General features: G+C 68.8%; 19 protein-coding genes. 4 read left to right on the forward strand and 15 right to left on the reverse strand.

The window, feature by feature from the left end; all coding sequences use genetic code 11:
* Nucleotides 1-83: 83 nt before the first annotated feature.
* Nucleotides 84-3,092, forward strand: a complete 3,009-nt coding sequence (locus tag HEP73_RS08180) for a diguanylate cyclase (RefSeq protein ID WP_458309658.1) — start codon at nt 84-86, stop codon at nt 3,090-3,092.
* A gap of 55 nt (nt 3,093-3,147) precedes the next feature.
* Here the strand turns inward: HEP73_RS08180 and HEP73_RS08185 are convergent, their stop codons facing one another.
* The 12 genes from HEP73_RS08185 to HEP73_RS08240 all read right to left on the reverse strand — a co-directional run bounded on the left by HEP73_RS08185 (nt 3,148) and on the right by HEP73_RS08240 (nt 14,879).
* A complete protein-coding gene (locus HEP73_RS08185; RefSeq protein WP_185822807.1) occupies nt 3,148-3,606 on the reverse strand; it encodes a hypothetical protein in 459 nt (152 codons plus the stop codon).
* Between the two features lie 281 nt (nt 3,607-3,887).
* Nucleotides 3,888-4,532: a ribonuclease T gene (gene rnt / locus HEP73_RS08190; RefSeq protein ID WP_179565798.1), complete on the reverse strand. Its 645-nt coding sequence runs from the start codon at nt 4,530-4,532 to the stop codon at nt 3,888-3,890.
* A gap of 300 nt (nt 4,533-4,832) precedes the next feature.
* On the reverse strand, nt 4,833-5,579 hold the full coding sequence (locus tag HEP73_RS08195) for an HvfC family RiPP maturation protein (RefSeq protein WP_185822808.1): 747 nt from the start codon (nt 5,577-5,579) through the stop codon (nt 4,833-4,835).
* Nucleotides 5,572-6,456, reverse strand: a complete 885-nt coding sequence (locus tag HEP73_RS08200; protein ID WP_185822809.1) for an HvfB family MNIO-type RiPP peptide maturase — start codon at nt 6,454-6,456, stop codon at nt 5,572-5,574. The genes HEP73_RS08195 and HEP73_RS08200 overlap by 8 nt, the downstream gene beginning before the upstream one ends.
* Nucleotides 6,443-6,805 carry an HvfA family oxazolone/thioamide-modified RiPP metallophore gene (locus tag HEP73_RS08205; RefSeq protein WP_185822810.1) on the reverse strand — a complete coding sequence of 121 codons (363 nt, stop codon included), beginning with the start codon at nt 6,803-6,805 and terminating at the stop codon, nt 6,443-6,445. The genes HEP73_RS08200 and HEP73_RS08205 overlap by 14 nt, the downstream gene beginning before the upstream one ends.
* A gap of 355 nt (nt 6,806-7,160) precedes the next feature.
* A complete protein-coding gene (gene phoU, locus HEP73_RS08210; protein WP_185822811.1) occupies nt 7,161-7,871 on the reverse strand; it encodes a phosphate signaling complex protein PhoU in 711 nt (236 codons plus the stop codon).
* Between the two features lie 71 nt (nt 7,872-7,942).
* Nucleotides 7,943-8,770 (reverse strand): phosphate ABC transporter ATP-binding protein PstB, encoded by an 828-nt coding sequence (gene pstB / locus HEP73_RS08215; RefSeq protein ID WP_185815957.1) that lies wholly within the window; start codon nt 8,768-8,770, stop codon nt 7,943-7,945.
* A 19-nt stretch (nt 8,771-8,789) separates the two neighbouring features.
* Nucleotides 8,790-9,656 carry a phosphate ABC transporter permease PstA gene (gene pstA, locus HEP73_RS08220; protein WP_185822812.1) on the reverse strand — a complete coding sequence of 289 codons (867 nt, stop codon included), beginning with the start codon at nt 9,654-9,656 and terminating at the stop codon, nt 8,790-8,792.
* On the reverse strand, nt 9,657-10,631 hold the full coding sequence (gene pstC, locus HEP73_RS08225) for a phosphate ABC transporter permease subunit PstC (RefSeq protein ID WP_185815958.1): 975 nt from the start codon (nt 10,629-10,631) through the stop codon (nt 9,657-9,659).
* Nucleotides 10,632-10,871: 240 nt separating this feature from the next.
* On the reverse strand, nt 10,872-11,972 hold the full coding sequence (pstS, locus tag HEP73_RS08230; RefSeq protein WP_185815959.1) for a phosphate ABC transporter substrate-binding protein PstS: 1,101 nt from the start codon (nt 11,970-11,972) through the stop codon (nt 10,872-10,874).
* Nucleotides 11,973-12,443: 471 nt separating this feature from the next.
* Nucleotides 12,444-13,463 (reverse strand): phosphate ABC transporter substrate-binding protein PstS, encoded by a 1,020-nt coding sequence (pstS, locus tag HEP73_RS08235; protein ID WP_185822813.1) that lies wholly within the window; start codon nt 13,461-13,463, stop codon nt 12,444-12,446.
* 165 nt (nt 13,464-13,628) lie between these two features.
* Nucleotides 13,629-14,879 carry an OprO/OprP family phosphate-selective porin gene (locus tag HEP73_RS08240; RefSeq protein ID WP_185815961.1) on the reverse strand — a complete coding sequence of 417 codons (1,251 nt, stop codon included), beginning with the start codon at nt 14,877-14,879 and terminating at the stop codon, nt 13,629-13,631.
* 290 nt (nt 14,880-15,169) lie between these two features.
* Here HEP73_RS08240 and HEP73_RS08245 point away from each other — a divergent pair, with 290 nt between their 5' ends.
* From HEP73_RS08245 to HEP73_RS08255, 3 genes are all read left to right on the forward strand, one after another.
* On the forward strand, nt 15,170-15,511 hold the full coding sequence (locus tag HEP73_RS08245; protein WP_185822814.1) for a hypothetical protein: 342 nt from the start codon (nt 15,170-15,172) through the stop codon (nt 15,509-15,511).
* A 180-nt stretch (nt 15,512-15,691) separates the two neighbouring features.
* A complete protein-coding gene (locus HEP73_RS08250; RefSeq protein WP_185822815.1) occupies nt 15,692-16,381 on the forward strand; it encodes a carbonic anhydrase in 690 nt (229 codons plus the stop codon).
* Nucleotides 16,382-16,392: 11 nt separating this feature from the next.
* Entirely contained in the window at nt 16,393-17,964 is a 1,572-nt protein-coding gene (locus tag HEP73_RS08255) for a SulP family inorganic anion transporter (protein WP_458309659.1), read from the forward strand.
* An 863-nt stretch (nt 17,965-18,827) separates the two neighbouring features.
* Here the strand turns inward: HEP73_RS08255 and nth are convergent.
* Genes nth through HEP73_RS08270 form a run of 3 tightly spaced genes read right to left on the reverse strand, consistent with a single transcriptional unit; the run spans nt 18,828 to nt 20,663 of the window.
* On the reverse strand, nt 18,828-19,502 hold the full coding sequence (gene nth / locus HEP73_RS08260; RefSeq protein ID WP_185822817.1) for an endonuclease III: 675 nt from the start codon (nt 19,500-19,502) through the stop codon (nt 18,828-18,830).
* Nucleotides 19,499-19,873 (reverse strand): hypothetical protein, encoded by a 375-nt coding sequence (locus tag HEP73_RS08265; protein WP_185822818.1) that lies wholly within the window; start codon nt 19,871-19,873, stop codon nt 19,499-19,501. Before HEP73_RS08265 ends, nth begins: the two co-directional genes overlap by 4 nt.
* 7 nt (nt 19,874-19,880) lie before the next feature.
* Nucleotides 19,881-20,663, reverse strand: a complete 783-nt coding sequence (locus HEP73_RS08270) for an enoyl-CoA hydratase-related protein (RefSeq protein WP_185822819.1) — start codon at nt 20,661-20,663, stop codon at nt 19,881-19,883.
* Between the last annotated feature and the right edge of the window lie 2 nt (nt 20,664-20,665).

The following is a 20,665-nucleotide window of genomic DNA, read 5'->3' on the forward strand; positions in this document are numbered from 1 at the left end:
TCAGCCCGCGCATGCGCAAGCCTCGTGCGACCCGCACGGGGATCGATGGCATGCGCTAGCGCTCTCCAGGCCGGATCCACCCGGTGAGGGCGGCGGCGTCGGGGCATGCGGCGGCGGTTCGCCGCGCCGCGCATGCGTGGCTGCTGCTGGCGCTGTTCGCGCTGTCGCTCGGAATAGGCCCGGCCGCTGCCGCCGATCCGGCCGCGGCCGGGCCGCCGCCGCTGCGCGACTACGCCGTGGATGCCTGGACCTCGCGCAATGGCCTGCCGCACAACTCGCTGCGCGACCTGGCGCAGACCCCGGACGGACGCCTGTGGTTCGCCACCTGGGAAGGCCTGGTGCGCTACAACGGCCTGGACTTCGCGGTGATCGACCGCAGCACCCGTCCCGGCCTGCCCGACAACGGCGTCGGCGCGCTGTACGTCGGCCGCGACGGCGCGCTGTGGCTCAGCGATTCGCGCGGCAACCTGGGCCGCTACGACCGCGCCGGCAACTGGCGCTTCTGGCGGCAGCCGCCCGGCTGGCCGCGCGCGCTGATCCACGCCATGACCGAAGACCGCCAGGGGCGGATGTGGCTACTGTTCGAAGGCAATGGCCTGGGTTGCCTGTGGCCGGACGGCCGCTTCGACTACCAGCCGGCGCCGCCGGACCTGCCGCTGGCCAACAGCTTCCCGCGGATCGCCGTGGACGACCGCGGCCGGGTCTGGATCGGCAGCCTCGACGGCCTGCTGTACCGCGACGCGCAGGGCGTGCTGCGGCGCGCGCCGCAATCGTTCGGTCTGCCGCCCGGCCTGGCCTGGCCATACCGCGATGCCGGCGGCACGCTGTGGCTGGTGGCCGGCGAGAACGTGTACCGGCTGCAGGACGAGCGCGCCGTGCTGGTGCAACGCCTGCCGGGCTACGGCCACTTCACCGCGATGCTGCGCGACCGCGACGGCGCGCTGTGGCTGGGCACCGAGAACCAGGGCCTGCTGCGCATCGGCCGGCACGGCATCGAGCACATGGCACCGGGCGAGGTGTTGCCCAACGGGCGCGTGGTGAGCCTGCTCGAAGACGCCGAGGGCAGCGTCTGGATCGGCGCCAACGGCGGCCTGTTCCGGCTGCGCGAAACCCTGTTCACCAGCTACACGCGCCGCGACGGACTCAGTGGCGACTACGTGCGCGCGCTGCTGGAAGCGCCCGGCGGCGCGCTGTGGATCGGCAGCGCCGCCGGCCTGGACCGGATGACGGCGGATGGCAGCATCGCGCCGTCGGGCCTGCGCAACGCCGACGGCAGCGCCTCGTCGGTGCTGAGCCTGGCGCGTGGCAACGACGGCGACCTGTGGGTCGGCACCTACGCCGACGGCGTGTACCGGCTGCGCGACGGCCGCGTGCGCCGCCACTACGACAAGGGCGACGGTCTGCCCAGCGGCCACGTCCGCGCGATCAGCGTGGACGCCGCCGGCACGGTGTGGATCGGCACCCAGCGCGGCTTGGTGCGCATCGACGGCGAGCAGGCGCGCGTCGCCGATGTGCCGGGCTTGCCGCAGGGCCTGATCACCGCGCTGGCCAGCATCGACGGCGCGTTGTGGATCGGCTCGGTCGAAGGCGCCTCGGTGCTGCGCGACGGCCGCGTGCAGCGGCTGCCGCTGGAACCGCTGGGCGGCGCACGCAGCGTGTTCGGCTTCCAGGCGCTGGGCCGCGACGTGTGGATCTCCACCGACCGCGGCCTGCACCGTTATCGCGACGGCCGCCTGGCGCGGGTCGGGCTGGAGCAGGGCATGCCGGTGGACGCCGTGTTCCAACTGGTCCGCGACCGCCTGGGCAACGTCTGGATCAGCAGCAACCGCGGCGTGTTGCGGACCAGCGCCGACGCGCTGGACGCGGTCGCCGACGGCCGCGCCAGCAGACTGCAGGTGGCACGCTACAACGAGATCGACGGCATGGCCAATGCCCAGGGCAACGGCAGCTCCGGCCCATCGGAAATCGTGCGCGGCGACGGCAGCGTGTGGCTGGTCACTGCTGGTGGCATCAGCACGGTCGATCCGCGCCGGCTGCAGCGTTTCCGCGAGCGCCTGCCGCCGCCGGCGGCGATCGAGAACGTGCTGCTGGACGGGCAGGCGTTCGATTGGCGGCGCCAGTCGCGCCTGCCCGGCGCCACGCGTATCGCGGTGTCCTACGTCGGGCTCAGCTACCTGCTGCCCGAGCGCATCCGCTACCGCACCCGGCTCGACGGGCTGGACAAGGACTGGGTGGAACGCGGCCAGCAGCGCAGTGTCGAATTCATCGGCCTGCCGCCCGGCGACTACACCTTGCGCGTGGCCGCGGCGCATCCGGATGGCGCCTGGAGCGCGCGCGAGGCGGTCTGGCACTTCAGCGTCGCCCCGCTGTGGTGGCAACGCGGCAGCGTGCAAGCCGCTGCCGCGCTGGTGTTGCTGCTCGCGCTGGTGGCCCTGTACCGCTACCTGATCGCCCGCTACAAGCGGCGCAACCTGCGCCTGGAGCGGCTGGTCAAGCAGCGCACCGGCGCCCTGCAACTGCAGACCGAGCGGCTGCTGCGCGCCGACGCCGACAAGAGCCAGTTGCTGTCCGAACTGCAGGACCAGGCCGACGCGTTCGAGCGCCAGGCCCACGAGGACGCGCTGACCGGGTTGCCGAACCGCCGCCATTTCGACGAAGTGCTGCTGCGCGAACTGCGCCGCGCGCAGCGCGGCGGCAGTCCGCTGTGCCTGCTGGTGATCGACATCGACCGCTTCAAGCAGATCAACGACGGCTACTCGCACGCCACCGGCGATGCGGTGCTGCGCGAGGTCGGACAACTGTTGCTGAGCGCCTGCCGCGGCTCCGACCTGCCGGCGCGACTGGGCGGCGAGGAATTCGTGGTGCTGCTCGGCGACACCCCGCTGGCCGACGCCGAGCGCATGGCCGCGCGCCTGCGCGACCTGTTCCACGCGCGCCTGCAGTGGGCCGACGCCCCGGCGCTGCGGGTGACCTTCAGCGCCGGTCTAGTCGCGCTGAGCGGAGAGGAAACGCCGAGCCAGCTGCTGCAGCGCGCGGATGTGGCGTTGTATCGGGCGAAGAGTGGGGGGCGGGATCGGATTTGTGTGGGGTGAGGAGCGATGCGTGCCGTTGCGCTCTGCGTCGCGATCCGTGGGCGCCTTGGGGTCGTCAGGCCACCCTGGCCTTGGCCTGGGTGGCGCGAATTTGCTGTTCCATGCGTCTGGCAGACCAGGCATCGGGGACGTCGATATCGACTCCCTGTGCCTCCAGTATGGAAAAGAGCATTGCTGCCGCTTGAACCGGGTAGATGCGCAAATTGATTTTAAGCGGCGGGCCTTTGCGCGGTTGTATCCAGAAGCTCGCAACTCCCTGCGGTGCCTTGGGGGAATGTTTCACTGAGATGTAGGCGCCAGCCACGTCTTTGAATTGAACGAGGTCAGAGCCAAAAATGCTTCTGCGTTTCAGCAGGTTTGGGCTGATTTCGAGTCGAAGCGTGCTCAAAACAAATAACAGCGCGGCGGTGGAAGCCAAGACGCCAAGCAGGAAGCCGTGGTTCCCTTTCTTGAGCCAGAGAAGCACACCAAGCGTTGAGAAAAGCGACGCTGCGACACCAACCACGACGAGCAAGTGCGCTCCTGCGCGGAATGTCTTTGCGATTCCAGGGTTCATTTGCGTTTGTCTTCCGTGTGGCCCAAGACCGTAACGCGGCATCGAAGCAGCGACAAGCGTGGTTGCAGCTGCAGGCCATCCCGATGCGTTGCGCTGGAAGTGCCTCATCTCATGCATCGGCAGTTGCGAGGGAAGCCGGCGCGGGGGGAGAGCATCCGGCAGCGCAAGCGTTCACCGTCTTGCTAAGTGTCGATGGCGTTCGGCGCTGCCGGATGATGTCCAGCAGCGCAGGGAACGCTCTAGCCGATCTGCGGCGCCGGCCACGCGTTGGCGATCTTGCAGAACAGGCGCGCGGTCTGCTCGGTGTCGTAGACCGCGCTGTGTGCGTCGGCGGCGTTCCAGTCGAAGCCGGCCGCCTGCACGGCGCGCGCCAGCACGGTCTGGCCGTAGGCGATGCCGGCCAGGGTCACGGTGTCGAACACGCTGAAGGGATGGAACGGATTGCGCTTGTGGCCGCAGCGGGCCACGGTGGCGTTGAGGAAGTTCAGGTCGAAATGGGCGTTGTGGCCGACCAGGATCGCGCGCTGGCAGCCGTATTTCTTCACCGCTGCGCGCACCGGCGCGAACACGTGGTCCAGCGCCTCGCGTTCGGGCTTGGCGAAGCGGAACGGGTGGTCGAGGATGATGCCGGTGACTTCCAGCGACTTCGGGTCGATGGCGGTGCCGGGCGCCGGCACCACATGCGCGCTGGCGGTGGCGCCGGGGTACAACTGGCCGGCGTCGTCCATCTCGATCGGGACCACGGCGATCTCCAGCAGCGCATGCCGGTTCCAGTCGAAGCCGCCGGTCTCCACGTCCACCACCACCGGCAGATAGCCGCGGAAACGCCGCGACATCGGGGTGGCGGCGAGGGGCTGGGACGGGCTTTCGACGTGATCGTTCATGCGTGCAGGGTAGCAGAGCGTGGCTAAACCTCCGCCACGACAGGGCGCGCGCGGGCTTGGCGAAGACGGATCGGGTCAGACGCGCGCCTTCGACACAGGCGCCGCGGCACGCGGCGAGACGAATTTCTGCAGATCGGTGACGCGACGTCAGATCGAGGGTTCGCTGTCGGCGGAGTGTTGTGGGAGCAACTTCAGTCGCGACGGGCGTTCCCATAGGGCCTGTCGCGGCTGAAGCCGCTCCTACAGTGGCATGGCCGGTGGACCGAAATGCCGCCGTGCTTGGTTAACGCGTTGCGCACCTCAGGCCGGCAGGCGGGTGCCGAGCACGCTGCTCTGCTGGCGCATGCGCTCGAGCAGCGCGGCACCGTCGTGCAGTAGCGCGTCCGGGTCCTGGCCGTGCTCGGCGGCCAGGTGCAGCAGCAGCGCGCGTCCGCTGTGCTCGCCGTCGTGCAGCCGCTCCACCAGCGCATACGCCAGCGGCGCCAGTTCGGCGAAGCGCGCCTGGCCGTCGGCATCGCGCCGCGCCAGCAGGCAGGTCGCCTGCGCAGGCGCCTCGCCCGGTTGCCAGGCCGGGCCGATGCGCTGCACCGGCCAGCGATAGCGCAGCAGGCGCAGCCAGGGCGAGAGCTGCGCAATGCCGTCGAGCAGGTCGCCGTGCGGATCGTGCGGCGGCAGTGGCGCAGCGTCGATCTGCACCTCCAGCTCGACCGTTTCGTAATGCGCCAGTTCCGCCAGCCATGGCCGCTGCGGATCCTCGCCGCGTTGCTGCAGAAAGCCTACGAACTCGCCGCCGACGCGCGGGAACAACGGCGTGCGTGCACGGTGTTCGGCGCAGAATGCACGCAGCAGTGCTTGCCATGCGTCCTCGCCGAGGGTGGCGCGCAGCACCGGGAAATGCGCGGCGAGCAGTTGCGCGATGTTGTCGAAGAACAGCGCGCGGTACACCGCCAGCCGCCGCGGCTCGATGTCCGGCGGCGGCGCGTGCCGCTGCGGATCGCGCAGGTGCAGGGCCAACGCGGACTGCTGCGCTTGCAGGGAGTCAGCCATGCGCCACATGCGCCATCTGCGCTGCTTGCACCGTCATGACCTGCGCCTGTGCGTCGCGGATGCGCTGCACCTCGTCCAGCAATTCGGACAGCGGCGGGAACTGGCTGTCGCGCTCCAGCAGGGTCGGGCGCACCCCGTGCAGGCGGTAGGCGGCGTCGAGCAGATCCCACACGTCCGCGGCCACCGCCGCGCCGTGGGTGTCGATCTTCAGCGCGCTGGCGGCGTCGTCGCGATGCCCTGCGATGTGGTACGACGCGATGCGCACGCTCGGCATCGCGGCGAGGAAGGCGAGGGCGTCGTAGCCGTGGTTGGCGGCGTTGACGCAGACGTTGTTGACGTCGAGCAGCAGGTCGCAGTTGGCTTCGGCCAGGACCGCCGCAACGAACTCGGCTTCGCTCAACGCCTGGCCGGGCGCAGCGTAGTAGGACACGTTCTCCACCGCGATGCGCCGGCCCAGCGCGTCCTGCGCCTGGGCGATGCGCGCGCCGGCGTGGCGTACCGCTTCGTCGGTGAACGGCAGCGGCAGCAGTTCGTAGAGCTGGCCGTCGTCGGCGCTGTAGCTCAGGTGTTCGCTGTACAGCGCGACGCGGTGCCGATCCAGGAACTGCCGGGTCTGCCGCAGCAGGTCCGCGTCCAGCGGCGCGATGCCGCCGAGCGACAGCGACAGGCCATGGCAACTCAGCGGGTGGCGCGCGGACAGCGTGTCCAGCATCGCGCCCAGGCGGCCGCCGACGCCGATCCAGTTGTCCGGTGCGCACTCGAGAAAATCGAACGCGGCCGGCGCGGCCTGCAGCAGCTCCGGCAGCAGGCCGCGGCGCAGGCCGAGTCCGGCGCTGGCTGCGGCCGGCCTGCGCAGGGCGGAATCAGCCGCCGCCACCGCACTTGCCTTCGCCGCACTTGCCTTCGGCCATCGCCTTGTCGTCGTGCTGGGCCGTGGCGGCGGCGGACTTGTCCGGCTTGGCCGTGGCGGCTTGCTGCGCATGCGCACCGCAGCTGCCCTCGGCGGCCTTGTCGGTGCCGGCGGCATCCGCGGACTTGGACTTGGATTTGGGCTGCGCCGGCACGGCGGTCGCTGCCTTGTCGGCGCTCGGCGGCGCCGCGGCCTGGGCGCCGAGCGCATAGCCCTGGGCCAGGTCGGTCATCGCCAGGGCAGAGGCGGACAGGCCCAGGCCGCCGAGCAGGACAGCGCCGGCGAGGGCGGTGGACGGACGCGAGGGGATGGACATGCGGACTCTCCTGGCAGACGGATGTGGTGCCGACGTAGCCACGCTGGCGGTGTCCGCCAAGCGTACCCGCTGGCGCCGTCCGCCGCATGCGGCGCTGCGCCGTGCGCAACGAAAAGGCCCCGCAGAAGCGGGGCCTTCCGATCGCGCCTTGCGCTGCAGCCTCAGCGGCTGTTGGCGATGACGCTGCTGATCACGCCGGTGGCGACCTGTCGGGCGGTCGATGGGGAACGGCTCCACGCGTTCCCACACGCTAAGCGCCAGCCGGTGAATAGGCGTTTCCTGGCGATTCCATCATTTGCACGCGTCGCTATGTGTCGTCAAGTATCGATCGCGTCGGAGCCGCTTGAATCCGGACTCAGATGCCCGAGGTGCTGCTGGTTTCGTCGCGCTTGTCGCGCGGCGGCAGCGGCTGGTCGCCATGCACCAGGAACCACACGTTCTCGGCGATGTTGGTGGCGTGGTCGCCGATCCGCTCCAGGTTCTTGGCCATGAACAGCAGATGCGTGCACGGGGTGATGTTGCGCGGATCCTCCATCATGTAGGTCAGCAGTTCGCGGAACAGCGCGGTGTACTGCGCGTCCAGCAGCGCATCGCCCTGGCGGACCCGCAGCGCGGCGTCGGCGTCGTTGTTCTGGTAGGCGCGCAGCGCCTCGCGGACCTGCTCGGCGGCGAGCTTGCCGAGCTGGCGCAGGCCCAGCGTCTGCGGCATCGGCGGCGAGGTATTCAACGCGATCGAGCGCTTGGCCACGTTCGCCGCGTAGTCGCCGATGCGCTCGATGTCGGCCGGGATGCGCAGGCCGGCGAGGATCTCGCGCAGGTCGCGCGCCATCGGTCCACGCAGCGCCAGCCGCATCACGTCGCTGCTGATCGCATGCTCGAGCGCGTCGATCGCTTCGTCGTTGACGACGATGCGCAGCGCGGCGTTGTCGTCGCGGCGTTCGACCACGTCCAGGGCCGCTTCCAGCTGCGCCACTGCGGTCTCGCCCATGCGCACGATCTCCGCGGCGATGCGATGCTGTTCTTCGTCGTAGCTCTTCACGATGTGCTCGTTCGGCTGGGTGTTCATGTCGTAGGTCCGTTGGATTCGTTAGTGTCGCCGCGGCCGTCCTGGCGTCGCGGGGCTGGCGTCGGGGCGTCTCAGCCGAAGCGGCCGGTGATGTAGTCTTCGGTCTGCTGCTTGCTGGGCTGCGAGAAGATGATCTCGGTGCGGTCGTGTTCGATCAGGTCGCCCAGGTACATGAAGGCGGTGTAGTCGGACACGCGCGCGGCCTGCTGCATGTTGTGGGTGACGATGACGATGGTGTAGTCGTTCTTCAGCTCTTCGACCAGTTGCTCGATGCGGCTGGTGGAAATCGGGTCCAGCGCCGAGGTCGGCTCGTCGAGCAGCAGCACGTCCGGGCGCAGGGCGACGGCGCGGGCGATGCACAGGCGCTGCTGCTGGCCGCCGGACAGGCCCAGCGCGCTCTGCCCGAGCTTGTCCTTGACCTCGTCCCACAGCGCGCCCTGGCGCAGCGCCTGTTCGACGCGGTCGGTCATGTCCGCCTTGGACAGCTTCTCGTGGTGGCGGATGCCGTAGGCGACGTTCTCGAAGATGGTCATCGGGAACGGCACCGGCTTCTGGAACACCATGCCGACCTTGCTGCGCAGGCGGTTCATCGGGTACTTCGGCGACAGGATGTTCTCGCCGTCCAGCAGCACCTCGCCGCGCGCCTCCAGCTTCGGATACAGCGCATAGATGCGGTTGAAGATGCGCAGCAGGGTCGACTTGCCGCAACCGGACGGGCCGATCAACGCGGTGACGCGCTTTTCCGGCACCTCGATGTTGATGCCCTTCAGCGCGTGGTACTTGTCGTAGTAGAAGTCCAGGCCGCGTGCGGCCACCTTGACCGGCGATGGCGCCAGCGCGGTGTGTCCGGCGGGCATGGCGATGCGGTGCATCGGTGCGGTGTTGTGGTGATCGTTCATGGCCGGTTCCATAGGGGAATCAATCGTTGGAAGTCTTGTAGCGGCGCAGCAGGCCGCGCGCGCCGAGGCTGACCAGCAGCACGAACACGGTGAGCACCAGCGCGCCGGACCAGGCCAGCTGCTGCCAGCTGGGGTAGGGGCTGCCGGCGAAGGAGTTCATCACCACCGGCACGCTCGCCATCGGCTGCATCACGTTGTTGTTCCAGTACTGGTTGCCGAAGGCGGTGAACAGCAGCGGCGCGGTCTCGCCGCTGATCCGCGCCAGCGCCAGCAGCACGCCGGTGACGATGCCGGCCGAGGCGCTGCGGTACAGCACCTGCACCGTCACCTTCCACTGCGGGATACCCAGCGACAGCGCCGCTTCGCGCATCTGCGAAGGCACCAGGCGCAGCATTTCGTCGGTGGTGCGCACCACCACCGGCAGCACGATGAAGGCCAGCGACAGCGCGCCGGCCATCGCCGAGAAGCGCCCGCCGGTCTGCATCACGTACAGCGTGTACACGAACAGGCCGAGCACGATCGACGGCGCCGACAGCAGGATGTCGTTGACGAAGCGCACCACCTGGCCGGTCTTGCGCGCATTGCCGTATTCGGCCAGCCAGGTGCCGGCGGCCACGCCCAGCGGGGTGCCGATCAGCAGCGCCAGGCCGCACATCACCGCGCTGCCGAAGAACGCGTTGGCCAGGCCGCCTTCTTCGCCCGGCGGTGGGGTCATGCGGGTGAACAGGTCGAGGTTGATGCCGGCGATGCCCTTGGACAGCAGGGTCCACAGGATCCAGCCCAGGAACGCCAGCCCGAACAGCGCGGTGCAACAGGACAGCAGCAGCGCGAACACGTTGACCACGCGGCGGCGGTTGTACAGGCGGTCGGCGATGTCGGCGGCCATTTAGTTGCCCTCCCGGCGCGACAGTTGCTGCAGCATCAGGCGGGCGATCGCCAGCACCACGAAGGTCACGATGAACAGCACGAAGCCCAGCAGCAGCAGCGCCGAGCGGTAGGTCTCGGTGGCCTCGCCGAAGTCGTTGGCGATCAGTGCGGCGATGGTGGTGCCCGGCTCCAGCAGCGACGGCGACAGCCGCACCGTGTTGCCGACCACGAACGCCACCGCCATGGTCTCGCCGAGCGCGCGGCCCAGGCCCAGGAAGATGCCGCCGATCACCGCCGAGCGGGTGTAGGGCAGCACGATGTCCCAGCTCACTTCCCACTTGGTCGAGCCCAGCGCGTAGGCCGATTCCTTCAGGCGCGTCGGCACGGTCAGGAACACCTCGCGCATCACCGAGGAGATGAACGGGATCACCATGATCGCCAGCACGAAGCCGGCGGTGAGCAGGCCGATGCCCAGCGGCGGGCCCTGGAACATCGGGCCGATCACCGGCAGCGTGCCGATGTGGTCGTTGAGCCACGGCGTGCCGTATTCGGTCATCACCGGTACCAGCACGAACAGGCCCCACATGCCGTAGATGATCGACGGGATGCCGGCCAGCAGCTCGATGGCGGTACCGATCGGGCCGCGCAGCCAGCGCGGCGACACTTCGGTCAGGAAGAAGGCGATGCCGTAGCTCACCGGGACCGCGATCAGCATCGCGATCATGGCGGTGACCAGGGTGCCGTAGATCGGCGCCAGCGCGCCGTACTTGTTCTCGACCGGATTCCATTCGCTGGAGTAGAAGAAGCTCAGGCCCTGCATCTGCAAGGCATGGCGGCCGCCCCACAGCATCGACAGTGCCGCGCTGGCCAGGGCGATGAGGACGAAGACGACGGTGGCGGTGAGCGTCCAGCGGAACAGACGGTCGGCACGGGCGTCGCGCAGGTCGCGTCCGCTGGGCGCCGATATCGCTTCGGGAATGACAGTGGCGTTCATGGGCTCGGTGTTTGCCGGAGCGCGCGGTGGCGCGATCCGATCGTTGCCGCGGCGGCGGTGGCCGCGCGCGGTGGGTGGCTGCGTCGCTCCCGCGCAGGCGGGAACCCGAAAGTCCGGAATACGTCGTACCGATGCGGCGCCCGGCGCTGCCTGCAGCGACGCCGAGCGGGAGTCACGTGCGCGGCGCGTCCTGCCGCCGCGCACCCGCTTCCGCCGGCGAGGGCGGAAGCGGGGTGGCGCTTACTTGAACTCTTTGGCCCAGTACGCCTCGATCTGCTGCACCAGTTCCGGCGGCAGCGGCACGTAATGCAGGTCGTTGGCCTGCGGCTGGCCCTTCTCGAACGCCCACTTGAAGAACTCCAGGGTCGCCTTGCTGCGCGCCGCATCCTTGGGCTGCTTGTGCATCAGCATGAAGTTGGTGGCGGTGATCGGCCACGCCTGCGCGCCGGCGGCGTTGGTGATGACCAGGTTGAAGTCCTTGGCGTTGGCCCAGTCGGCCGACGCGGCCGCCGCGGCGAAGCTTTCGGCGTTGGGCTGGACCCAGTTGCCGGCCGCATTCTGCAGCGAGGCGTACGGCATCTTGTTCTGCAGCGCGTAGGCCAGTTCGACGTAGCCGATCGAGCCCTTGATCTGCTGCACGTAGGAGGCCACGCCTTCGTTGCCCTTGCCGCCGACGCCGCCCGGCCACTGTACCGAGGTGCCTTCGCCGACCTTGCTCTTCCACTCCGGGCTGACCTTGGACAGGTAGTTGGTGAAGTTGAAGCTGGTGCCCGAGCCGTCGGAGCGGTGCACCAGGTTGATCTTGGTGCTGGGCAGGGTGGTGCCCGGGTTCAGCGCGACGATCGCCGGATCGTTCCAGGTGGTGACCTTGCCGAGGAAGATGTCGGCCAGCACGCTGCCGGTCAGCTTCAGCTTGCCCGCTTCCATGCCGTCCATGTTGATCACCGGCACGACGCCCCCAATCGCCGACGGGAACTGGCCAAGGCCGGCGGCAGCCAGCTCGGCGCTGTCCAGCGGCTTGTCGGAGGAACCGAAATCGACCGTGCCGGCCTTGATCTGGGCGATGCCGCCGCCGGAGCCGATCGACTGGTAGTTGATCTTGTTGCCGGTGGCGGTGTGGTAGTCGGCCGACCACTTGGACACCAGCGGGTAGATGAAGGACGCGCCGGCGCCGGAGATTTCCGCGGCGGTCTTGGCGCCGTCGGCCGGAGCGGCTGCGGGCGCACCACCTGCCGCATCGGCGGCACCCTGCGGCTTGTCGCCATTGCCCGGCTGGCAGGCAGTGACGGCGAAGGCGAGGGCCAGGGACAGAACGGCAAAGCGTGCCGGCTGCAATTTCATGGGGTCACTCCGTAGCGAAGAGGGCCGGAAGGTCCGGCGGATGTTCGCTATGAAATGATGTTTTTGTTACAGCCTCATGACGCGGCTGCCCGTGCGTGAAATTGGTCAAGGAAAACAACCGCTTCGCTTCCATCTCCCGTCGGGAGAGGGGTCGGGGGTGAGGGTACGGGCGAAGCCACGCGCAGATGGGCGGAGTCGCTGCGGCCGTGCTTGAATCGTGTATCCGGCGGCACCCCTACATCCTGCGGCATCCGGGACCGCTTTGCCCTGCTGTATGTCTTGCGGTATCAGGCGCTGCTTCGCGTCCCGATCAGGCACCGCCTCGCGCCTACCCTCATCCGCCCTGCGGGCACCTTCTCCCAATGGGAGAAGGGGAGGGGGGGCGGCAGGGAGCCGGTGGAAGAAGGAAATAAAAAACGCGGACCCCGTGAGGGGCCCGCGTCGGGTAGCGATCGGCGGAGAGAGAGCCGATCAATACTTCAGGTTGGCGCTCCAGTAAGCGTCGATCTGCTTGACCAGCGCGTCCGGCAACGGCACGTAGTCCAGCTGCTTGGCCTGGGCGTCGCCATTGGCGTAGACCCACTTGAAGAAGTCCTTGGTGGCCTTGGCGCTGGCCGGGTTCTTCGGCTGCTTGTGGACCAGGATGAAGTTGGTCGCGGTGATCGGCCACGAGGCCTCGCCCGGGGCGTTGGTCATCACCAGGTAGAAGTCCTTGGCGTTGGCCCAATCGGCGCTGGCAGCAGCGGCGGCGAAGCTCTCGTCGCTGGGCTGCACGAACTTGCCGGCGGCGTTCTTCATCGCGGTGTAGGCCATCTTGTTCTGCAGCGCATACGACAGCTCGACGTAGCCGATGCCGCCCTTGATCTGCTTGACGTAAGCGGCGACGCCTTCGTTGCCCTTGCCGCCGATGCCGACCGGCCACTGGACCGCGGTGCCTTCGCCGACCTTGCTCTTCCAGTCCGGGTTGACCTTGGACAGGTAGTTGGTGAAGTTGAAGCTGGTGCCCGAACCGTCGGAGCGGTGCACCACGGTGATCTTGGCGTCGGGCAGTTTCGCGCCCGGGTTCAGGGCGACGATCGCCGGGTCGTTCCAGGTCTTGACCTTGCCCAGGAAGATGTCGGCCAGGGTCTTGCCGTCCAGCTTCAGCGCGCCCGGGGCGATGCCCTGCACGTTGACCACCGGCACCACGCCGCCGATCACCGACGGGAACTGGGCCAAGCCGGACGCGGCCAGGTCGTCGGGCTTCAGCGGCGCATCGGAAGAACCGAAGTCGACCGTGGCCGCCTTGATCTGGGCGATACCGCCGCCGGAACCGATCGACTGGTAGTTGACCTTCTTGCCGGTGGCGGTGTTGTAGTCGGCCGACCACTTGGACATGACCGGATAGATGAACGAGGCGCCCGCGCCGGTGACATCGGCGGCGTTGGCGGCGAACACGAACGACGCGGCGACGGCGGCAGCCGCGACGCGGGATTTGAGCGAGAGGATCACGGAGGAAGCTCCTGAAGGGTGGTATGCGGGGCACCGCATGCGGGCATTACATAACCGTTCGATGACGGTGCCGGGGCTGGTACATGACGGAAACATGACGCTGCCTGGAACAAGGCGCCGATGCAGCGCACGGCATGCGCCGCGCGCTGCATCGGGCCGCGGCGATTACCAGTAGAACTGCGCGCGCGCTTCGAGGATGTTCGGCTTGTCGCTGACGTTGCCGCGGGTGGTGCTGCTGTACTTGCTGCTGTCCACCATCACGTAGTTCAGCGCCAGCTTGAAGTTGGAACGCCAGTACCAGTTGGCGCCGACCGTCCAGGTGCTCATCTTGCCGCCGAGCACGCCGTCGACCAGCGGTGCGCCGACCGGACGCGCGATCAGGTCGCCGTCGTTCATATCGATGCTGTCGTAGCGAACGCCGAGCTGCCACATGCCGCTGGCCGGCTCGTTCGGCAGCGGGGTGGTCGGCACGCCGGCCTTGTAGCCCCAGGTCTCGCCGGTGATGTTCCACACGCCGCTGAGGTACCAGCCGTCGCTGCTGTAGTTGTCGCTGGAGCCGTAGCGCTCGACCTTGGCGTTGTAGTACTCGGCCTGGGTCTTGAACGGGCCGCTGACCCACATCGCTTCGCCGCCGATCACGCCGATGCGGTCGGTGTTGGTCAGGTTGCCGCTGTCGACCAGGCGCACCGAGGCCAGGTCGGCGTCCGGACGCGCGCGCAGGCGCAGCGTGTCGGCGTCGGTGTCGTAGTTCACGTAGCTCAGGCCGAAGTGCAGGATGTTGCCCGCCTCGTTGATCGGCGCGAAGGTGCCGCGCGCGCCGTAGCCGCTGCCGTGCGCCAGGTTGCGGCTCAGCTCGCGGCCGAACACGCTGCCGACCACGCTCCAGTTGTTGTCGCCGTAGCCGACCGCGCCGCCGAGCCGACGCGACACCGCGTAGGTGTTGGTGACCGAGGCCTTGGAGATGAAGTCGTTGTTCTTGGTGCTGGACAGTTCTTCCAGGCTGTTGGGCTGCTTGTACTGGCCGAGCTGCAGGAAGTTGTTGGCGTTGCCGCCGAACTTGTACTTGATGTTGTTGTCCAGGAACTTGCCGGTGCTGCGCACGGTGGTGCCGTTGTTGGCCGACTCGCGCAGGACGCTGGCATCGTAGCCGGCAACCCACTCGAAGTTGCCCGGGCCCTTGCCCTTGACCACCAGCTCGGCGCGGCGGATGCCGAACTCGGAGTTCTTGCCGTTGTTGCCGGTGGTGCCGTTGAGGTCCTGGACGTCGTTGTCGTACCAGTTGCCGTCGGCCTGGACCAGGCCTTCGAAGGAGACTTCCGAACCGCCGATCACGTCGATGGCGATTTCGGCGTGCGCGGCAGGCGCGAACACGGCGGTGAGCACGGCTGCCGAGAGGAGGGTGCGAGACAGTTTCATGGGTTGCCTGGGCGGTGGGAAGATGCGCGCAGGCTAATATGTGAAGATTGCGTAAATGTGACAGTTGGCGGACGGCTGCCACGCACGCCGCTGCACGCCACCGCGTCCTTTGCGCCATTGGACGCGCGCCATGTTGCGGTCCGATGGCGCGCAGATGAAACGCCGCATGCTGATTGCAGCGGACGACGGACATCACAAAGCGCGGCATCGTCTCGCCAGCGCGCCATCGATTGGCTCTTTTGTGCGCTGCACCACTTGTCGGTCGCGGACCCGCTGGGTAGCGTGGAGACATGAACTCGCATGCCCGCAAACGGATGCCGATCCTCGCCGCACTGTTGCTGATCGCGCTGATCGCGCTGCTGGCGCTGATGCCGGCGTTGCGCTCGGCGCCGACGGCAGTGTCGCCTGCGCCGGCCGCCATCGGCCAGGCCGTTGCGTCGGACATGCAGGCGGCGGATGCGCAGGAAGACGCATCGCGCAGCAGTGCCGATCAACTCGCGTACGACGACACGCCGGTGCTGCCGGCCGCGCCATGGCGGCCAGTGCGCATCGCGCCGACCTGGCCCGAGCCGGCGGCGTGGCACGGCGCCGGCACCCATCCGCAGCCGCGCCTGCGACCTCCCAGCGGCTGAGCTGGCGGATCCGATCCCGCTCGGCCGCTGGCCTCGGGATCGATCGCCGATCCAACTTCCACCGCCCGCCAGCGCCTGCCGCACTCGCAAAGTGCGCCCGCGCTTTGGCTCTCGCTCTCTGTTCCCCGTTCTGCGGCATCCGCCGCGGCGACGCCTTTCCCTTGTCCCGAGGTTCCCCCCATGGAAAGTCTGCTCAATGGTTTCCGCCACTTCCGCAAAGAGGTCTATCCGCGCCAGCGCGGCCTGTTCCGGCAACTGGCCGGCGGCCAGACCCCGCATACGCTGTTCATCACCTGCGCCGATTCGCGGGTGATGCCGGAACTGATGTTCGCCGCGCAGCCTGGCGAACTGTTCGTTTACCGCAATATCGGCAACGTGGTGCCGCCGTACTCGCAGCACGTCAGCGGCGTGGTCGCGGCGATCGAATACGCGGTGGCGGTGTTGCAGGTGAAGCACATCGTGGTCTGCGGCCACACCGACTGCGGCGCGATGAAGGCGGTGCTCAATCCCGACTCTCTGCAGGACGTGCCGAACGTGGCCGCCTGGCTCAAGCACACCGACAGCGCGCGCCAGGTCGCGGCGCAGCACGATCACGCCGGGCACCCCGAGGACGCGCTGCACTGCCTGACCGAGGAGAACGTGGTGTCGCAGCTGGACCACCTGCGCACCCAGCCGGTGGTGGCGGCGCGGCTGGCCCGCGGCGCGCTGCGCATCCATGGCTGGATCTACGACATCGCCCACGGCGAGATCCGCGCCTTCGACGCCGAGCAGGGCCGCTTCGTGCCGCTGCTGCCGGAAGAGGGCAAGCGCGCGCCAGAAGCCACCCCGCGCCCGCGCCTGGTGCCGGTCCTGCGCAACGTCGCGGTCTGAAGGAGTCGAACATGCGAACCATGACAGAACCCTCCCGCGCCGGCGCGTCCGCGCTCGCCGGCTACCTGCGTAACGGCGCGTTCGGCCGCGACCTGCTGGCCTCGGTGGTGGTGTTCCTGGTCGCGCTGCCGCTGTGCATGGGCATCGCCATCGCCTCGGGCATGCCGCCGGCGGCCGGCCTGATCACCGGCATCGTCGGCGGCCTGGTGGTCGGCATGATCGCCGGCTCGCCGCTGCAGGTCAGCGGCCCGGCCGCCGGCCTGGCCGTGCTGGTGTTCGAACTGGTCCGCCAGCATGGCGTGGCCGCGTTGGGACCGGTGATCCTGCTGGCCGGCGCGATCCAGTTGATCGCCGGGCTGTGCCGGGCCGGGGTGTGGTTCCGCATGACTTCGCCGGCGGTGGTCGCCGGCATGCTCTCGGGCATCGGCATCCTGATAGTTGCCTCGCAATCGCACGTGCTGATGGATGCGGCACCGAAGGCGCGTGGGCTGCAGAATTTCGCCGCCTTGCCGGCGGTGCTGTGGCAGGCGCTGGAGGCGGGCGTGGGTCGCGCCGCGCTGTTGGTCGGGCTGGGCACCATCACGATCATGCTGGCCTGGGAGCGGCTGCGTCCGCAGCCGCTGCGCTTCGTGCCCGGCGCGTTGCTGGCGGTGGTGGCGATGACCACGCTGGTGCAGCTGCAGGGCATGGACGTGCGCAAGGTCGACGTGCCGGCCAACCTGTTTTCGGCGATCCAGACCCCGACCTTGGCCGAGATGCTCGGCGTGTTCGACGCGACGCTGCTGCTGTCGGCCTTCACCTTCGCCTTCATCGCCAGCGCCGAGACCTTGTTGTCGGCGGCGGCGGTGGACCGCATGCACGACGGCCCGCGCACCCACTACGACCGCGAACTCGCCGCGCAGGGCGTGGGCAACATGCTGTGCGGCTTTCTCGGCGCGTTGCCGATGACCGGGGTGATCGTGCGCAGCGCGGCCAACGTGCAGGCCGGCGCCGCCACGCGCATGTCCACCATCCTGCACGCCGGCTGGCTGCTGGTGTTCGCGCTGCTGCTGCCGTGGCTGCTGCGGATGACCCCGGTGGCATGCCTGGCCGGCATCCTGGTCTACACCGGGCTGAAGATGGTCAAGCTCGGGCAGGTACGCGACCTGGCCGCCTACGGCCGCGGTACCGCCGCGATCTACCTGGCGACCACCTTCGCCATCGTCGCCACCGACCTGCTCACCGGCGTGCTGATCGGTTTCGCGTTGTCGCTGTTGCGGCTGGCGCTGCAGCAATCGCGGCTGAAGGTCGGCGTGCATGCGCACGAGGATGCCGGCGGTGATGCCGTGGCCGGTGGCGGCAAGCTGCGCCTGTCGCTGGAGGGTTCGGCGACCTTTCTGCGCGTGCCTAAGATGGCGCGGACCCTGGAGCGGCTGCCGCCCAACACCGAGCTGCATCTGGACGTGGCGCGGCTGCATCACGTCGACCATGCCTGCCTGGAACTGCTGCGCGATTGGAGCCGCAATGCCGCCGCCCGCGGCTGCGCGCTGGTGGTGGACTGGAAGGAACTGGACCGGCGCGTGGAGGGGCAGCGCGCGGCGTAGCGGCCGCGTCGTTCTGATGCGTGTCCACGGGAATCGTGCAGGAGCGGTTTCGGTCGCGACGCGTGCAGCTGCGGGCATTCGGCTTCGGACATTGTCGCGGCTGAAGCCGCTCCTACAGTGCACCCAGCCGGCTATCCGCAGGCTGTTGTAGGAGCGGCTTCAGCCGCGACGAGCGAAGCGGTGGATGTTCCGAACTGGCATGCAGTCTGGGCTGAAGTCCCTCCCACAATAGCGCTCGCAGCTCGGCTGCGCTTGGGACGCTTTTGTGGGAGCGACTTCGGTCGCGACGAACGCCGCGATGGGTTCTCCGGCTGCACGAGCTGTCGCGGCTGAAGCCGCTCCTACAGTGCACCCAGCTGGCTATTCGCAAGCCTTTGTAGGAGCGGCTTCAGCCGCGACGAGCGAAGCGGTGGATGTTCCGAACTGGCATGCGTCGGGACTGAAGTCTCTCCCACAAAAGGCCTTGCGGCTCGGCTGCGCTTGGGAAGCTTTTGTGGGAGAGACTTCGGTCGCGACGAACGCGGCGATGGTTTCTCCGGCTGCGCGAGCTGTCGCGGCTGAAGCCGCTCCTACAGTGCACCCAGTCGGCTATTCGCAAGCCGTTGTAGGAGCAGCTTCAGCCGCGACGAGCGAAGCGGCGGATGTTCCGAACTGGCATGCAGTCTGGGCTGAAGTCTCTCCCGCAAAGGTCTCGCAACTCGATAACTCGATTGCGCAGCGGAAACCATTGTGGGAGCGACTTCAGTCGCGACGAGAAATGCGGCGGGTGTTCCGGTTTTGGATGCTGTCGCGGCTGAAGCCGCTCCTACAGGGCAGCTACAGTGCAACCGATCGGCGATACCACGGCTGTCGTTCGAACAGCCTCACGCCGGCGTCTTGTCCTTGAACCTGCACAGGTCGCGGATCACGCAGCGCGGGCAGTCCGGTTTGCGCGCCTTGCACACGTAGCGGCCGTGCAGGATCAGCCAGTGGTGCGCATCGTGCAGGAACTGCGCCGGCACCCGCTTGAGCAGGCCGTCCTCGACCGCGCGCACGTCCTTGCCCGGGGCCAGGCCGGTGCGGTTGGCGACGCGGAAGATATGCGTGTCCACGGCGATGGTCGGCTCGCCGAAGGCGGTATTGAGCACCACGTTGGCGGTCTTGCGGCCGACCCCGGGCAAAGCCTCCAGCGCCGCGCGCTCGCGCGGTACTTCGCCGGCGTACTGCTCGACCAGGATGCGGCAGGTGGCGATCACGTTCTTGGCTTTCGCGTTGAACAGGCCGATGGTGGAGATGTAGCGCTTCAGGCCATCCTCGCCCAGCGCCAGGATCGCCGCCGGCGTGTTCGCCACCGGATACAGGCGACGCGTGGCCTTGTTGACCCCGACATCGGTGGCCTGCGCCGACAGGATCACCGCGATCAGCAACTCGAACGGCGTGCTGTAGTCCAGCTCGGTGGTCGGCGTCGGGTTGAGTTCGGACAGGCGCGAGAACAGTTCGTGGATCTCGGCCTTGCTCAAGGTGGGCCCGCGCCGCGGCGCGGCGACCGCGGCGCTCATTGCGGACCCCGCGTGGCGGCCTTGGCCTTGGCCCGCGCCAGGATCGCCGCCGCGGCCGGCGGCAGCGACGGCGCCGCGGCGGCGACGCTCGCTGGCGGCGCGCGCCGTGCCTCGCGCGCGGCGGCGCGGCGTGCCAGGCGCGCGCTGCGCGCGCGGTAGCGTTCGCGCGCGGCCCAGGCCTCGCGCAGGCGCCGTTGCGCCGCCAGCAGCTGCGTGCGCAATTGCGGATGCGCCGGATCGAGCAGATCGTCGTCGGCGGCACCGACGTACTCCATCAGGCCGCCATCGAGCGCCGCGTCGAGATCGTCGTCGAGCACCCAGCGCAACAATTGCAGCGGCGAGGCGGGGGAGGGCAGGTCGGGCATCGGCACGCGCGGCTCAGCGATTGCGGAACAGCGGCGGGCGCCGCTCCAGGAATGCGCGCGTGCCTTCGCGCATGTCTTCGCTGGAGAACAGCAGGCCGAACTGCGCGGTCTCGTACTCGAGGCCTTGCTCGATCGCCGATTCGGCGCCGACCTGGATCGCGTCGAGGATGCCGCGCAACGCCAGCGGCGCGGCGGCGGCCAGTTGCCGCGCCAGCTGCAGCGTGGCCTCGTGCAGTTCGGCCGCAGGCACCACGCGGTTGACCAGGCCCAACTGCAGCGCGCGCGCCGCATCGATCGGCGTGCCGAGCAGGCACAGTTCCAGCGCCGCGGCGCGGCCGGCCAGGCGCACCAGGCGTTGGGTGCCGCCGAAGCCGGGGATCAGCCCGAGGTTGATCTCCGGCTGGCCGAGGCGGGCGCTGTCGGCGGCCACGCGCAGGTGGCAGGCCATGGCCAGTTCCAGCCCGCCGCCGAGCGCGAACCCGTTGACCATCGCCAGCACCGGCTTGGACAGGCGCTCGATGCGGCGCATCAGGCGCTGGCCCAGTTGCGAGAAGTCGCGACCCTGAACCGGTGTGAGTTCGTTCATTTCGGCGATGTCGGCGCCGGCCACGAACGCTTTCTCGCCGGCGCCGGTCAGCACCACGACGCGGATCGCGGGGTCGGCCTCGGCCTCGGCAAAGGCCGCGTCCAGCGCCTGTAATGTTTGGCGATTCAACGCGTTGAGCTTGTCAGCGCGGTTGACGGTGACGATGCGGATCGCATCCTGGGTCGCGGTGACGACCGGCGTGCCGGACATGG

This window comes from Xanthomonas sp. GW (genome assembly GCF_014236815.1).
Taxonomy (GTDB): domain Bacteria; phylum Pseudomonadota; class Gammaproteobacteria; order Xanthomonadales; family Xanthomonadaceae; genus Xanthomonas_A.

What these genes read in the sequence shown, in the direction of transcription:
- phoU (WP_185822811.1), bottom strand. Translation starts at nt 7,871, where the DNA reads ATGAACACCCAGCCGAACGAGCACATCGTGAAGAGCTACGACGAAGAA.
- nth (WP_185822817.1), bottom strand. Translation starts at nt 19,502, where the DNA reads ATGAGCGCCGCGGTCGCCGCGCCGCGGCGCGGGCCCACCTTGAGCAAG.
- HEP73_RS08270 (WP_185822819.1), bottom strand. Translation starts at nt 20,663, where the DNA reads ATGTCCGGCACGCCGGTCGTCACCGCGACCCAGGATGCGATCCGCATC.
- HEP73_RS08195 (WP_185822808.1), bottom strand. Translation starts at nt 5,579, where the DNA reads ATGGCTGACTCCCTGCAAGCGCAGCAGTCCGCGTTGGCCCTGCACCTG.
- HEP73_RS08240 (WP_185815961.1), bottom strand. Translation starts at nt 14,879, where the DNA reads ATGAAACTGTCTCGCACCCTCCTCTCGGCAGCCGTGCTCACCGCCGTG.
- pstC (WP_185815958.1), bottom strand. Translation starts at nt 10,631, where the DNA reads ATGAACGCCACTGTCATTCCCGAAGCGATATCGGCGCCCAGCGGACGC.
- pstB (WP_185815957.1), bottom strand. Translation starts at nt 8,770, where the DNA reads ATGAACGATCACCACAACACCGCACCGATGCACCGCATCGCCATGCCC.
- HEP73_RS08205 (WP_185822810.1), bottom strand. Translation starts at nt 6,805, where the DNA reads ATGTCCATCCCCTCGCGTCCGTCCACCGCCCTCGCCGGCGCTGTCCTG.
- rnt (WP_179565798.1), bottom strand. Translation starts at nt 4,532, where the DNA reads ATGAACGATCACGTCGAAAGCCCGTCCCAGCCCCTCGCCGCCACCCCG.
- HEP73_RS08255 (WP_458309659.1), top strand. Translation starts at nt 16,393, where the DNA reads ATGCGAACCATGACAGAACCCTCCCGCGCCGGCGCGTCCGCGCTCGCC.
- pstS (WP_185815959.1), bottom strand. Translation starts at nt 11,972, where the DNA reads ATGAAATTGCAGCCGGCACGCTTTGCCGTTCTGTCCCTGGCCCTCGCC.
- HEP73_RS08250 (WP_185822815.1), top strand. Translation starts at nt 15,692, where the DNA reads ATGGAAAGTCTGCTCAATGGTTTCCGCCACTTCCGCAAAGAGGTCTAT.
- pstA (WP_185822812.1), bottom strand. Translation starts at nt 9,656, where the DNA reads ATGGCCGCCGACATCGCCGACCGCCTGTACAACCGCCGCCGCGTGGTC.
- HEP73_RS08245 (WP_185822814.1), top strand. Translation starts at nt 15,170, where the DNA reads ATGAACTCGCATGCCCGCAAACGGATGCCGATCCTCGCCGCACTGTTG.